Genomic DNA, 14005 nt, shown 5'->3' with positions numbered 1-14005 from the left:
TTCCCATCAGTATTCGATGTAGCGAACGACGTACGGGGTCATCCCGCTGGTGCGGACCGGCGAGATCTTGACGTGCGAACCCGTGTAGGGCGCTTCGAGCATCTGACCGTTGCCTAGGTAGAGCGTCACGTGCTGGCTGCCACCGGGGCCGTAGAAGATCACGTCGCCGCGACGCATCTGCGAGGACGGGATCTTGCGGCCGGCGTTGTACTGGGAGCCCGAGTAGTGCGGCAATTTGATGCCGACACCGGCGAACGCGTAGAGGATCAGGCCCGAACAGTCGAACCCGACGGTGTTGGCGCCCGAATCGATACCGCGGCTCGGCCCGGCGGCGTTGCCACCGCCCCAGGAATACGGAACGCCCATCTGCGATCCGGCCCGCTGGATGACGTACTCGGATGCCTGCCTGCCGTACACCCGCGGGATCGCTCCGTTGGTGTAGCCGGTCGGGGTGGGCAGGATGCCCAGCTTCTGCAGGAACTGCCGCCCCATGTTCTGGGTGACTTGGGCGGAGGTCGCCGAGATCCCCAGCACGGTGTTGATGATCGCGACCGGGTCACCGCTGACGAACGCGCTGGGGATCGCCGGGAGCGTGGGATCCCATGCGGTGTCCCACTTCTGACCCGCTTGCACCGGTGCGCCCGGCGCACGATCCCAGTCCCCCGCCGCGACCTGCGGCGTCTGTCCCTGTGCCGGCGCTGCCGGCGCACTTGATGCCGATGCCTTGTGAACCTGAGCGAGTTGGGCCGCGGCGGCTTTCCGCTCGGCGGTCAGCCGGTCCAGCTCACCCCGCTGCGCGTTGAATGTCTGCTGCGCCTGTTGCAGCGCCGCGACCGCATTGTCCTGACTGGACTGAGCGTTGGCCGCGGCCTGGTCGGCGTTCTGTTTGGCCAGCCGGGCCGCCGACTCGCGGTTGACCTGCTCGGTGCGGGCCCGCTGCAGATCGGCGATCACCTTGTCGGTGCTTGCGGCCAGGGTCTGACCGGTCGCCGCGGTGCGCGCGATGTCGGCGGGGTCGGACGCGGTCAGATACGAGTCCGACGGTCCGCTGACGTAAGTGGCCGCCGCGAAGGTGTCGAAGCGTTTCTGTGCCTCGGCGATGGCGCGATTGGCGTCAGCGATGCCTTGCCGGCTGGCCTCGACCTCCTGCTGCGCCGTCGCGGCCGCGTCGCGGGCGTCTTGTACTCCGACGATGGCCTTGTTGACGGCTTCCTGCTGGGTCTGGATGGCGGCGCCGAGCTCCTGCAGCTTCTGGTCTGCGGTGGCCACCGCAGCCACGAGTGTGGCGATCTGATCGGGCGCACCGGGTTCCGCCGCGGCCGGGACTCCACCGGACAACGCCGTACCCAACAGCATCGCCGCGGTCAGCGGCAGCGCCCAGAACCGGCCGCTGCGACGCCACTTCGCGTCGCGGCCTGCTCCTCGCATGCGCGGAACCCGATCTGCTCCTCGCGTACGCGGGACGCCAACGGTGCGTCTCATTCGACTCAAGTCTCCTATGGCTCAACGTCGGCGTACCGGCGTTTGCTCCGGGCCTTTGCACAGAAGTCACATGAAGCACAACTGCAACAATGGGTACCGATTGCACCGTACGTCACATCTGACGCCAAAGAAACTTTAGTCACAAATTACAAGAATGTAATTGCGAATAGTGTGACCAATTGGTGATATTGAGCGGTATTACGAACGAATGTTCGACAGGATTTTCAGGACTCCGCAGAGTCGACGCTCGAGGCCCCTGACCCGGCCAATCGTTTGCTGCGCACCTGAAGAACGCGAGTGAGCACGGCCGCCGCGGCGACGCCGAGCGTCAGCACGATTGCGAGCGCAGTCCAGGGAAAGTCCGGGGTCGAAATCTCCCCCACGAAATTCTTCGCCGACAAAACCGCATTACCGGTCTTGGCCACGTCTTGTCCGGCTTCCAAAGTCACCCGGTCGATGGTCGGACTGTAGGTACCGGCGAACGACGGACTCAACGCGAGCACGGTCGCGCCCGGATTGGCCTCACCGACCTCGGTAGCGATGTCACGCAACGGCGTATCGATCGCGGGGTTGGCCGGCAGCACCACGACCTTGAGGTCGACGCCTTCCTGGCGGGCATCGTTGACGACCTGCCGGAGGCCCTCGACATCGGCCTGCGGTGCGCTCACCCCGTCGTCGCGCACGTCGGCCTGCACGGCCGCCATGCACTTGGTCACGCCGTCGGGTTGCGCCGGATCCATGCCGACTGTGTCGCATACCTCGACCGGGATGTAGGCCGGCAGGAACGGGATGACATGAGGTCCGGTCACAGGGGCACGGTACGCCGAGCCTGGGCTGCGCCGCGAAGCGACACAGGAATCGACACCGCATCGACTGCCGTGCGTCACACCAGCGTGACGCCCGCCGTGCGGAGCCACTCCAACGTGACAACGGGAGACCGGCGCGGCCGCAGCGAGGCGGCGAGATGGGACAGATCAGGCTGACTGGGTAGAAACGCGCATCCGACAAGGGAAGACTGGACCCCGGCCCACTCGGGCTTGCAGGACAAGCGTACTGTTAACATCGGAACGCCGCCGACACAGCCCGTCGCGGTGAGATCTAGCCGGGAGTTGATGTGAGCAGCGAGAATACGGAAAATTCGTCCCTTAACTCATTTGATGCCCGCGACACATTGACTGTCGGGGACCAGAACTACGAGATCTATCGACTCGACGCGGTACCCGGTACCGAGAAGCTTCCGTACAGCCTCAAGGTGCTTGCGGAGAACCTGTTGCGCACCGAGGACGGCGCCAACATCACCAAGGATCACATCCAGGCCATCGCCAACTGGGATCCCTCGGCCGAGCCCAGCATCGAGATCCAGTTCACCCCGGCCCGCGTGCTGATGCAGGACTTCACCGGTGTGCCGTGCATCGTCGACCTGGCCACCATGCGCGAGGCCGTGGCCGCCCTCGGCGGCGACCCGAACAAGGTCAACCCGCTGTCCCCCGCCGAGATGGTCATCGACCACTCCGTCATCCTCGACGTCTTCGGCAACGCCGGCGCCTTCGAGCGCAACGTCGAACTCGAATACGAGCGCAACTCCGAGCGCTACCAGTTCCTGCGCTGGGGCCAGGGCGCGTTCGACGACTTCAAGGTCGTCCCCCCGGGCACCGGCATCGTGCACCAGGTCAACATCGAGTACCTCGCCCGCGTTGTCATGGTCCGCGACGGCAAGGCTTACCCGGACACCTGCGTGGGCACCGACAGCCACACCACCATGGAGAACGGTCTGGGCGTGCTGGGCTGGGGCGTCGGCGGTATCGAGGCCGAGGCCGCCATGCTGGGCCAGCCCGTCTCGATGCTCATCCCCCGCGTCGTCGGCTTCAAGCTGACCGGTGAGATCAAGCCCGGCGTCACCGCCACCGACGTCGTGCTCACCGTCACCGACATGCTCCGCAAGCACGGCGTGGTCGGCAAGTTCGTCGAGTTCTACGGCAAGGGCGTGGCCGAGGTGCCGCTGGCCAACCGCGCCACCCTGGGCAACATGAGCCCCGAATTCGGTTCCACCGCAGCGATCTTCCCGATCGACGAAGAGACCATCAACTACCTGCGGCTGACCGGGCGCAGCGAACAGCAGCTGGCGCTCGTCGAGGCCTATGCCAAGGCGCAGGGCATGTGGCACAACCCGGACAAGGAGCCGGTCTTCTCCGAGTACCTGGAGCTGGACCTGTCCACCGTCGTGCCGTCGATCTCCGGCCCGAAGCGCCCCCAGGACCGCATCGAGCTGACCGACGCCAAGAACGCGTTCCGCAAGGACATCCACAACTACGTCGAGGAGAACCTGCCGACCCCGCACACGCAGCTCGACGAGGCGGTCGAGGAGTCGTTCCCGGCTTCCGACCCGGCCAAACTGTCGTTCGCCGACGACGGCGCGGTGGACGTCCGTCCGTCCGCCGCCAACGGTGCCGAGGGCCGGCCGACCAAGCCCGTCACCGTGCGCTCCGACGAACGCGGCGACTTCGTGCTGGACCACGGCGCGGTCGTCGTTGCCGGAATCACCTCCTGCACCAACACTTCCAACCCGTCGGTCATGCTCGGTGCGGCGCTGCTCGCCAAGAAGGCCGTCGAGAAGGGCCTGAGCACCAAGCCGTGGGTCAAGACCAACATGGCGCCGGGCTCACAGGTCGTCACCGACTACTACAACAAGGCCAATCTCTGGCCGTACCTGGAGAAGCTGGGCTACTACCTGGGCGGCTACGGCTGCACCACGTGCATCGGCAACACCGGGCCCCTGCCCGACGAGATCAGCAAGGCCATCAACGACAACGACCTGTCGGTGACCGCGGTGCTCTCGGGTAACCGCAACTTCGAGGGCCGCATCTCGCCCGACGTCAAGATGAACTACCTGGCGTCCCCGCCGCTGGTGATCGCCTACGGCATCGCGGGAACCATGGACTTCGATTTCGAGACCGACCCGCTCGGCCAGGATCAGGACGGCAACGACGTCTTCCTCAAGGACATCTGGCCGTCTGCCCAGGAAATCGAGGAGACCATCGCGTCCTCGATCAACCGGGAGATGTTCACCGATTCCTACGCCGACGTGTTCAAGGGCGACGACCGCTGGCGCTCGTTGGCCACGCCGGAGGGCAACACCTTCGAGTGGGACGACGCCTCCACCTATGTGCGCAAGGCCCCGTACTTCGACGGCATGCCCGCCGAGCCGGAGCCGGTCGGCGACATCAAGGGCGCCAGAGTCCTTGCCCTGCTTGGCGATTCGGTGACCACCGACCACATCAGCCCGGCCGGCTCGATCAAGCCCGGCACCCCGGCCGCGCAGTACCTCGACGCCAATGGCGTCGAGCGCAAGGACTACAACTCGCTGGGGTCGCGACGCGGCAACCACGAGGTGATGATCCGCGGCACCTTCGCCAACATCCGGCTGCGCAACCAGCTGCTCGACGATGTCTCCGGCGGCTACACCCGCGACTTCACCCAGGATGGTGGGCCGCAGGCGTTCATCTACGACGCCTCGGTCAACTACAAGGAAGCCGGCATCCCGCTGGTCGTCCTGGGTGGCAAGGAATATGGCTCCGGATCGTCGCGTGACTGGGCGGCCAAGGGCACCGTGCTGCTCGGCGTGAAGGCCGTCATCACCGAGTCCTTCGAGCGCATCCACCGCTCGAACCTGATCGGCATGGGCGTGATCCCGCTGCAGTTCCCGGCGGGTGAGTCGGCCGCGAGCCTCAAGCTCGACGGCACCGAGACCTACGACATCACCGGCATCGAGGCGCTCAACGAGGGCAAGACGCCGAAGACGGTGAAGGTGACCGCCACCAAGGAAGATGGTTCCAAGGTGGAGTTCGACGCGGTGGTCCGCATCGACACCCCCGGCGAGGCCGACTACTACCGCAACGGCGGCATCCTGCAGTACGTGCTGCGCAACATGCTGAAGTCGAAGTAATTCTGTCCAGACTGACCGAAGCAGGTAAGGGACAGCGCCAACCGGCGCTCGCGCGAGGAGTGGTCTGAATGCCGCGGGTAACCGACGACCATCTCGCCGCCCGGCGCCGTCAGATTCTCGACGGCGCCAGGCGCTGCTTCGGCCAGTACGGCTACGAGAGTGCGACCGTGCGGCGGCTCGAAGAAACCATCGGGCTGTCGCGCGGCGCAATCTTTCACCACTTCAAGGACAAGGACACCTTGTTCTTCGAGCTGGCTCGCGAGGACGCCGAACGGATGGCCGACGTGGCCGCCCGCGAAGGCTTGATCCAGGTGATGCGGAACATGCTCGCAGCACCCGAACAGTTCGACTGGCTGGCCACCCGGCTCGAAATCGCCCGAAAGTTACGCAACGATCCGGCCTTTCATCAAGGTTGGGCGGAACGGTCGGCCGAGTTGGACGCCGCGATCACCGAACGCCTACGCCGGCAGAAGCAGGCCGGACGGCTCCGCGACGATGTGCCGAGTGCGGTCCTGCACATCTATCTCGATCTGGTCCTCGATGGCCTGGTGGCCAGGATCGCCTCCGGCGAGGACCCGAAGAACCTCACGGCCGTACTGGACCTCGTCGAGGACAGCGTGCGCCAGCAGGCGGCGGCTGACGGTTGAATTCGGCTACCGCGCAGCGGTTGTGCCCGTCACACCCTTGACCGGGTGCGGTGATTGGGGCCGCCGCGACTGCGCATAGTCGTGCCTGACTCCCGCAACAAGCTGTGAATCGAGCCGTACGAACGTCCGGTCTTCGCCACAAGCGATCGAATGCTGGCACCCCCCTCGTACTCCTTGCGAAGTTCAGCCAGCAGTTCGCCGCGATTCTTGTTCATAGTTTCCCTCATCGACATCTCCCCGCTTGTGATGCCCCGACGCATACCCAGAGTAGGAAGCGCCCACACACCGCCGGGGCGATTTGTCCAACGTCTTAAATTGACGTTCTCGAAGATGCGACGGTTCTTGGGAATTCGCGATCAGGCGAGCTCGATGAGGTCCCGGTACTCGGTGGACCAGAAGTCCTCTGTGCCGTCCGGAAGCAGCACGACACGCTGGGGATCGAGAGCCTCGGCCGCACCCGGATCGTGGGTGACCAACACCACGGCGCCCTGATAGCTGCGCAACGCGTCGAGAACCTGCTCTCGCGAGGCTGGATCGAGGTTGTTGGTCGGCTCGTCGAGCAACAACACATTGGCCGTCGACGCAACCAGACCGGCCAGCGCCAGGCGGGTCTTCTCGCCACCGGACAGGGTGCCCGCGGGCTGTTCCAACTGCGGGCCGGTGAACATGAACGCGCCCAACAGGCCTCGAAGATCCTGTTCGCCGGTGTCGGGCGCGGCGTGGCGGATGTTCTCCCACACCGTCGACTCATTGTCGAGGGTGTCGTGTTCCTGGGCGAAGTACCCGATCTTGCAGCCGTGGCCGGGTTCCAAAACTCCGGCGTCGGCGCTCTCGGCACCTGCAAGCAGCCGCAGCAGGGTCGTCTTACCCGCACCGTTGAGGCCGAGAACCACCACCCGAGAACCGCGGTCGATGGCCAGATCCACGCCCGTGAAGATCTCCAACGATCCGTACGTCTTGGTCAGCCCTTTGGCCACCAGCGGGGTTTTGCCGCACGCGGCCGGGGTGGGGAACTTGATGCGGGCTACCTTGTCGGCCACCCGCTCGGCATCGAGCTCAGCGATCATGCGCTCGGCACGACGCAACATGTTCTGTGCGGCAACGGCTTTGGTGGCCTTGGCGCCCATTTTGGCGGCCTGAGCCCGCAACGCACCTGCCTTCTTCTCGGCATTGGCACGTTCGCGGCGGCGACGTTGCTCGTCGGTGGCGCGCGCATCGAGGTACTTCTGCCAACCCATGTTGTAGACATCGGCCTCACCACGAACCGCATCGAGAAACCACACCCGGTTGACGACTTCGGCCAGCAGATCGACATCGTGACTGATGACGACGAGGCCGCCGGTGTGGTTGTGCAGGAAGTCCCGCAGCCAGCCGATCGAGTCGGCGTCGAGGTGGTTGGTAGGTTCGTCGAGCAGCAACGTGGTGGCCGAACCGGACCCCGTCTCGGACGCCGCGAACAAGATGCGGGCGAGTTCCACCCGCCGACGCTGGCCACCCGACAGAGTGCGCAGCGGCTGGGTGAGGATCCGATCGGGCAGGCCGAGGCTCGCGCAGATGCGCCCGGCCTCGCTCTCGGCGGCATACCCGCCGAGCGCCGAGAACCGTTCCTCCAACTGCCCGTAGCGGCGCACCGCCTTGTCCCGCGCAGCGTCATCGGCCACCTCGGCCATCAGCGCCTGCTGCTTCTCCAAGTCGGCCAGCAGCGTGTCGAGGCCACGAGCCGACAGCACACGATCGCGGGCCAGCACATCGAGATTGCCCTCACGCGGGTCCTGCGGCAGGTAGCCGATCTCACCCGTGCTCGTGATGGTGCCCGCGTACGGTTCGCCCTCCCCCGCCAGGATGCGCATCGTCGTGGTCTTGCCTGCGCCGTTGCGTCCGACCAGGCCGATCCGGTCGCCCGGCTGCACCCGCAACGCCGAGCCCTCGATGGACAGCAGCGTGCGCGCTCCGGCGCGGACCTCCAGGTCCGTTGCGGTGATCACGCTGCGGTCCTCCTGTTTTCTCGTCGCGGTGGCGTGTCGTGGGTTACTTCTCGTGGTGCCGGTCGGCTCCTCGCGCTAGCGCTCGTCGGTGAAGACCGGGGGGCGCTTCTCCGCGCGCGCGGCAACCGCTTCCTCGAAGTTTGCGGTGAGCAGGCGCACAAAGAGTTGTCCCAGGCCCTCGGCCTGCATGTGCCCCTCCAGACTAGCGGCGTCCAGTCCACTCCAAAGTGTGCGCTTGGTCAACTCGATACCCGGCCGGGAGAACGCTGCCATGCGTTCCGCCATTGCATAGCAGGTGTCCAGGAGGGCGTGCTCGGCCACCACGCTGGACACCAGACCGATGCGTTCGGCCTCCTGAGCGTCGACGTCGCGGCCGGTCAGCATGATCTCGAACGCGCGTGACGACCCGATGGCCCGCGGCAGCAGGTAGGACAAGCCCAGCTCACTGGCGGTAAGCCCGTTGTTGATCCCCGCGGCGCGGAAATACGCGCCCTCGGCGGCGACCCGGACGTCACAAGCCAGGGCGAGGCACAGGCCGCCGCCAATGGCCGCACCGTTCACCGCGGCGATCACCGGCTGGTGCAGCCGCCGTAGGGCGAGAATCACATCGTCGAGGATCTCCATCGACCGCAGCGCGTACGTCGGCCTGGTCAGCCCGGCGACGTGCGGCACCGATCCCGCCGACTTGTGATCGGCCCCGGAGGAGAAACCTCGACCGGCTCCGGTCAGCACCACGACGCGCACGCTGTTGTCGTAGCGCAACTCTTCCAGGACGCCCTTGAGCGGCACCATGACATCGAAGGCCATCGAGTTCATCCGCTCGGGGCGGTTGAGGGTTACCAGGGCCAGGTCCGGGCGCGCACGGTCGACCAGGACGAATTCGTTCTGCGCAGTCACGGACAGCACGCTATCGCGTGCCGGTCATCACACCTGTTCGGCGTCGCCCTGCGCGGCCTGCGCCTTCATCGCGGCGTCGATGTCGAACTCCCTGATCTTCTGAACCAGATCCTCCAAGGCCGCCGGCGGCAGCGCTCCGGCCTGGTTGAAGACCAGTTTGCCCTTCTTGAACGCCATCAGGGTGGGGATCGACTTGATGTCGGCCGCCGCGGCGAGCCCCTGCTCGGCCTCGGTGTCCACCTTGGCGAAGACGACGTCGGGGTGCTGCTCGGAGGCAGCCTTGAACGTCGGCGCAAACGCGCGGCACGGCCCACACCATGACGCCCAGAAATCCACCAGCACGATCTCGTTGCCGTTGACGATGTCATTGAACTGATCTGCGGTGATGTCTTGCGTACTCACACTTTTCCTAACGTCGGGGCGTAGCGGCCTGTTCCCCACCATATGGCCTGTAGAAGCCGGCAGCAGGCTTTCGGCGGGGTGTACGCCGCCGAAAGCCTGCCGCTCAACCACCGTCAGGCCGGCACATCCCGTTGATATGGGCGCTTGGACTCGAATCGCCAGATGGCATGGTCGAGGGCGATGGCATCCCACCCGCCGCTCTCGGCCGTCGCCCGGACCAGTTCAGCGGCGCGGGCAGCGTCGACCCGTCCGACTTCACGGCAGACATAGCCGAGGACCATTCGGTCGGCTTTCACCCCGGGAATCTTCGCCAGGGTCTGCGCGTATTCCCAAGTGATTCCGGACCGCTGGCCCGGCACGGCGCACCACGCCGCCTTGGCCGCTTCGCACCGCGATTCATCCTCTTCCGTAGAACGTGCCCACGATGACCAGGACGATCACGCCCGTGAACCAGAAACCGGAATCCAGCCAGCCCAGCACGCCCAGCACCGCGCCCACGGCGGCGCCGATGATCAGTGCCCGGCCCGCGGAGTCGCTCCGCCAGACGAATGCCGGAACCGTGATCACACGGTTATTGTGCGGCGCCCAGCGCGGCTCAGACGGTGAAACCGAGGGCGCGCAATTGCTCACGGCCGTCGTCGGTGATCTTGTCCGGGCCCCACGGCGGGTTCCAGACCCAGTTGATCTTGATCTCGTTGACCAGGCCCGCGCCCACCAATGCGGTACGCGACTGGTCCTCGATCACGTCGGTCAGCGGGCAGGCCGCCGAGGTGAGCGTCATGTCGATCAGCGCGACGGCGCCTTCATCGCCCTGTTCGACGTCGAGGCCGTAAACCAGACCGAGGTCGACGACGTTGATGCCCAACTCGGGATCCACCACGTCGCGCATGGCTTCCTCTACGTCGGCCAGCAGTTCCTCTGAGGCCCCGGAGACTTCCCCGCTCGCTGCGCTCGTGTCCGCCGGTACGTCACTCATCGCTTGTCCTCCACGTCGTCGCTGGCCTGTGCCAACGCGTCTTTAAAAGCCATCCAACCCAGCAGCGCACACTTGACCCGCGCCGGATACTTGGCGACACCGGCAAATGCGATGCCGTCACCGAGTACATCTTCGTCCCCCTCCACGTTGCCGCGTGAGGAAATCATCTCGGTAAAGGCCTCGACCGTCTTGAGGGCGTCGCCGACGCTCTGGCCGATGACCTGATCGGTCAACACCGAGGTGGCGGCCTGACTGATCGAACAACCCTGGCCGTCATAGGAGATGTCGGCCACCGTCTCGGCGTCCTCGGACAGTGCAACCCGCAGCGTCACCTCGTCCCCGCACGTCGGGTTGACGTGATGCACCTCGGCGGCGAACGGCTCACGCAGGCCCCGATGATGCGGGTGCTTGTAGTGGTCCAGGATCACTTCCTGGTACATCTGTTCCATTTTCACGAGAAGAACTCCACAGCACGTTTGACGCCGGCCACCAGGCGGTCCACCTCGTCGAGCGTGTTGTAGACCGCAAACGACGCGCGGGCCGTGGCGGCGATACCGAAACGGCGGTGCAGTGGCCAGGCGCAATGGTGCCCGACGCGTACCGCGACGCCCTCGTCATCGAGCACCTGCCCGACATCGTGGGCGTGGATCCCGTCCACCACGAAACTGACCGGCGAGCCACGGTGCTCCATCGACTGCGGACCGACGACCCGGACCTGCGGGATACCGGCCAAGCCTTCCAGGGCGGCGGCGACGAGCTCGGCTTCGTGGGCCTCGACCACGTCGATCCCGATGTTGGTCAAATACCGTGCCGCAGCGGCTAGCCCGACCACCTGCGAGGTCATCGGGGTGCCCGCCTCGAAGCGCTGCGGGGCCGGTGCGTAGGTGGTCTGTTCCATCGTGACGGTCTCGATCATCGAGCCACCGGTGATGAACGGAGGCATCGCGTTCAGCAGCGCCAACCGTCCGTAGAGCACACCGATGCCGGTGGGCCCGAGCATCTTGTGACCCGAGAACGCCGCGAAATCGACGTCGAGGGCATGGAAGTCGACCGGCTGGTGCGGCACCGACTGGCAGGCGTCGAGCACGGTCAGCGCACCGACCGCCTTCGCCCGCGAAACCAGCTCGGCCACCGGCGCGATGGCGCCGGTGACGTTCGAATGATGGCTGAACGCCACCACCTTCACGCGCTCGTCGAGCTCCAACGAATCCAGGTCGATGCGCCCGTCTTCGCTCACCCCGTACCAACGCAGGGTCGCACCGGTGCGCTGGGCGAGTTCCTGCCACGGAATCAGATTCGCGTGGTGCTCCAACTCGGTTGTGACGATCACGTCGCCGGGCCCGACGGCATGCTCGAACCGCTTGTCCCCGAGCACATATGCGACGAGGTTGATCGCCTCGGTGGCGTTCTTTGTGAACACCAACTCGTCCGGCTCGGCACCCACGAACGCCGCGATGTCAGCACGGCCCTGCTCGTAGGCGTCGGTGGCCTCTTCCATCAGTTGGTGCGCACCACGGTGCACGGCCCCGTTGGAGGTGGTCAGGAACTCCCGTTCCGCATCGAGCACCTGCAGCGGCTTCTGCGACGTAGCCCCGGAATCCAGGTAGGCCAGCTGCTTTCCGCTGCGCATGACCCGGCTCAGAATCGGGAAATCCGCCCTGACCTCAGCCAGCACGGTGGGGTCGAAAGTTTGTGCAACAGTCACAATTTCGCTCCTCCCGTCCGCGCTATATCAGGCTCCGACCGCCTGCGTGAAGCGCACGTATCCGTTCTCTTCGAGCTCGTCGGCGAGTTCCGGCCCGCCCGATTCCACGATGCGCCCGCCCACGAACACGTGCACGAACTGTGGACGGATGTAGCGCAGGATGCGGGTGTAGTGGGTGATCAGCAGGATGCCGCCGTGCTCGGCTTCGGCATAGCGGTTGACGCCCTCGCTCACGATGCGCAGCGCATCGACGTCCAGGCCCGAGTCGGTCTCGTCGAGGATCGCGATCTTCGGCTTGAGCAGACCCAGCTGCAGGATCTCGTGGCGCTTCTTCTCACCGCCGGAGAAGCCCTCGTTGACACTGCGCTCACCGAACGCCTGATCGATGTCCAGATCGTCCATCGCGGCCTTGACTTCCTTGACCCAGTGCCGCAGCTTCGGGGCCTCGCCGCGAACCGCCGTGGCCGCCGTACGCAAGAAGTTCGACATCGACACCCCGGGCACCTCGACCGGGTACTGCATGGCCAGGAAAAGGCCCGCCCGCGCCCGCTCGTCGATGCTCATCTCCAGGACGTCCTGCCCGTCGAGGGTGATCGACCCGGAGGTGACGGTGTACTTGGGATGTCCGGCGATCGCGTAGGACAACGTCGACTTGCCCGAGCCGTTGGGACCCATCACGGCGTGGGTCTCCCCCGACTTCACGGTGAGGTCGACGCCCTTCAAGATAGGGATTTCGGTGTTCTCGGCGCCTTCGGCGGCATTGACCGAGACGTGCAGGTCCTTGATTTCCAGAGTGGTCATGAGTGCGATGCTTCCGATTCGTTAAGTTCGTTCTTTTGCAGTTCTTGCTCTATGGCGGCGGTCAGACGCTCACGCACCTCGGGCACGGCGATCTTGGCGATGATCTCGTTGAAGAAACCGCGCACGACCAGGCGCCGGGCCTGATCCTCGGGAATGCCTCGGGCGCGCAGATAGAACAACTGCTCGTCGTCGAAACGCCCGGTGGCACTGGCGTGCCCGGCTCCGACGATCTCGCCGGTCTCGATTTCGAGGTTGGGCACCGAATCGGCGCGGGCACCGTCGGTGAGCACCAGGTTGCGGTTCACCTCGAAGGTGTCGGTGCCGGTGGCTTCGGCGCGGATCAGCACGTCGCCGATCCACACGGTGTGCGCGTCGGGCTTCTTCGAATCCGGATCGCCTTGCAGCGCACCCTTGTAGAGCACGTCGGACTTACAGTGCGGCTGGGCGTGGTCGACGAGCAACCGCGACTCGAAGAACTGCCCGTCGTCGGCGAAATAGGTGCCGAGCATCTTCGCGTCGCCGCCGGGCCCGGTGAAGCGCACGGTGGCCGAAGTGCGCACGACATCGCCACCGAGGGTGACGTTGACGTGTCCGAGCACCGCATCCTTGCCGAGCTTGGCGTGGTGGGCGCTGACATGCACCATGTCGTCGGCCCAGTCCGCGATCCAGATCAATCCGAGGCCGGCCGAATCACCGACGATGATCTCGACGTTGTCGGCGTAGGTTCCGCTGCCGCGCAGGTCGACGACCACGATCGCGCGAGACAGCTCCTCGACGCGAATCTGCAGGTGCCCGTAGCCCACTACGCGCTCGCCGGGTCCGTCGACCACGATCTCGATCGGCTCGGCTACCTCGGTGTCGCGCTTGACCGTCACCACGGTCGCCGTTTCGAACGACGAATAGGCCTGGGCCGCAACACGATCGGTGGGCACACCACCCTCGCCGAGCCGCTTGTCGTCGCGGCCGACAGTCTCCACGCTCACGCCGGGTCGCTCGGTCACGGTGATGCCGGCACTGCCGTTCGCGACGGCGGAGCCGTCATGCAGGCCACGCAGCCGCTTGAGCGGGGTGAACCGCCACAGCTCGTCGCGACCGCCGGGCACTTCGAACGCATTGACGTCGAACGATGCGAACAGCTCGCCCTTGTTGGCCCCGGCCAATGTCGAA

The 14005-nt window shown here is 65.7% G+C and carries 15 protein-coding genes; 2 read left to right on the top strand and 13 right to left on the bottom strand.

The annotated features are described in order from the left end of the window. Positions 1–6: 6 nt before the first annotated feature. Together ripA and BKG60_RS11360 are read right to left on the bottom strand one after the other, a co-directional pair. Positions 7–1428 (bottom strand): NlpC/P60 family peptidoglycan endopeptidase RipA, encoded by a 1422-nt coding sequence (ripA, locus tag BKG60_RS11365; protein WP_070186002.1) that lies wholly within the window; start codon positions 1426–1428, stop codon positions 7–9. Between the two features lie 278 nt (positions 1429–1706). Further along, positions 1707–2291: an Rv1476 family membrane protein gene (locus tag BKG60_RS11360; RefSeq protein ID WP_070943677.1), complete on the bottom strand. Its 585-nt coding sequence runs from the start codon at positions 2289–2291 to the stop codon at positions 1707–1709. Between the two features lie 305 nt (positions 2292–2596). Between BKG60_RS11360 and BKG60_RS11355 the strand changes: the two genes are divergently transcribed. Together BKG60_RS11355 and BKG60_RS11350 are read left to right on the top strand one after the other, a co-directional pair. Next, on the top strand, positions 2597–5425 hold the full coding sequence (locus BKG60_RS11355) for an aconitate hydratase (protein WP_070943676.1): 2829 nt from the start codon (positions 2597–2599) through the stop codon (positions 5423–5425). 68 nt (positions 5426–5493) lie between these two features. Beyond that, positions 5494–6072: a TetR/AcrR family transcriptional regulator gene (locus BKG60_RS11350; protein ID WP_070185999.1), complete on the top strand. Its 579-nt coding sequence runs from the start codon at positions 5494–5496 to the stop codon at positions 6070–6072. A 29-nt stretch (positions 6073–6101) separates the two neighbouring features. On the opposite strand, the gene BKG60_RS32445 is transcribed toward BKG60_RS11350, so the two are convergent. From BKG60_RS32445 to sufD, 11 genes are all read right to left on the bottom strand, one after another. After that, positions 6102–6287 carry a helix-turn-helix domain-containing protein gene (locus BKG60_RS32445; protein ID WP_371725685.1) on the bottom strand — a complete coding sequence of 62 codons (186 nt, stop codon included), beginning with the start codon at positions 6285–6287 and terminating at the stop codon, positions 6102–6104. Between the two features lie 141 nt (positions 6288–6428). Continuing rightward, on the bottom strand, positions 6429–8057 hold the full coding sequence (locus tag BKG60_RS11340) for an ABC-F family ATP-binding cassette domain-containing protein (protein WP_070943675.1): 1629 nt from the start codon (positions 8055–8057) through the stop codon (positions 6429–6431). A gap of 75 nt (positions 8058–8132) precedes the next feature. After that, a complete protein-coding gene (locus tag BKG60_RS11335) occupies positions 8133–8963 on the bottom strand; it encodes an enoyl-CoA hydratase (RefSeq protein WP_070943674.1) in 831 nt (276 codons plus the stop codon). Between the two features lie 18 nt (positions 8964–8981). Continuing rightward, positions 8982–9356 carry a thioredoxin gene (gene trxA / locus BKG60_RS11330; RefSeq protein WP_070943673.1) on the bottom strand — a complete coding sequence of 125 codons (375 nt, stop codon included), beginning with the start codon at positions 9354–9356 and terminating at the stop codon, positions 8982–8984. 113 nt (positions 9357–9469) lie between these two features. Beyond that, the gene (locus BKG60_RS11325; protein ID WP_070943672.1) at positions 9470–9715 is read right to left on the bottom strand and encodes a hypothetical protein; all 246 of its coding nucleotides are present in this window, start codon (positions 9713–9715) and stop codon (positions 9470–9472) included. Between the two features lie 37 nt (positions 9716–9752). After that, positions 9753–9923 carry a hypothetical protein gene (locus BKG60_RS31945; protein ID WP_165617726.1) on the bottom strand — a complete coding sequence of 57 codons (171 nt, stop codon included), beginning with the start codon at positions 9921–9923 and terminating at the stop codon, positions 9753–9755. Between the two features lie 28 nt (positions 9924–9951). Then, complete coding sequence (locus tag BKG60_RS11320; protein WP_070185993.1) at positions 9952–10332, bottom strand: metal-sulfur cluster assembly factor; 381 nt, start codon at positions 10330–10332, stop codon at positions 9952–9954. Then, on the bottom strand, positions 10329–10781 hold the full coding sequence (gene sufU, locus BKG60_RS11315; protein ID WP_165617737.1) for a Fe-S cluster assembly sulfur transfer protein SufU: 453 nt from the start codon (positions 10779–10781) through the stop codon (positions 10329–10331). The genes BKG60_RS11320 and sufU overlap by 4 nt, the downstream gene beginning before the upstream one ends. Before the next feature lie 2 nt (positions 10782–10783). Next, positions 10784–12037, bottom strand: coding sequence for a cysteine desulfurase (locus BKG60_RS11310; protein ID WP_070185991.1), 1254 nt, complete (start codon positions 12035–12037; stop codon positions 10784–10786). A 27-nt stretch (positions 12038–12064) separates the two neighbouring features. Then, positions 12065–12838 carry a Fe-S cluster assembly ATPase SufC gene (gene sufC / locus BKG60_RS11305; protein WP_070185990.1) on the bottom strand — a complete coding sequence of 258 codons (774 nt, stop codon included), beginning with the start codon at positions 12836–12838 and terminating at the stop codon, positions 12065–12067. Further along, the gene (gene sufD / locus BKG60_RS11300) at positions 12835–13998 is read right to left on the bottom strand and encodes a Fe-S cluster assembly protein SufD (protein ID WP_165617736.1); all 1164 of its coding nucleotides are present in this window, start codon (positions 13996–13998) and stop codon (positions 12835–12837) included. Before sufD ends, sufC begins: the two co-directional genes overlap by 4 nt. Positions 13999–14005: the final 7 nt, after the last annotated feature.

This window comes from Mycobacterium syngnathidarum (assembly GCF_001942625.1).
In the GTDB taxonomy this organism is placed as follows: domain Bacteria; phylum Actinomycetota; class Actinomycetes; order Mycobacteriales; family Mycobacteriaceae; genus Mycobacterium; species Mycobacterium syngnathidarum.
This window is presented reverse-complemented; position numbering and strand designations above follow the sequence as displayed.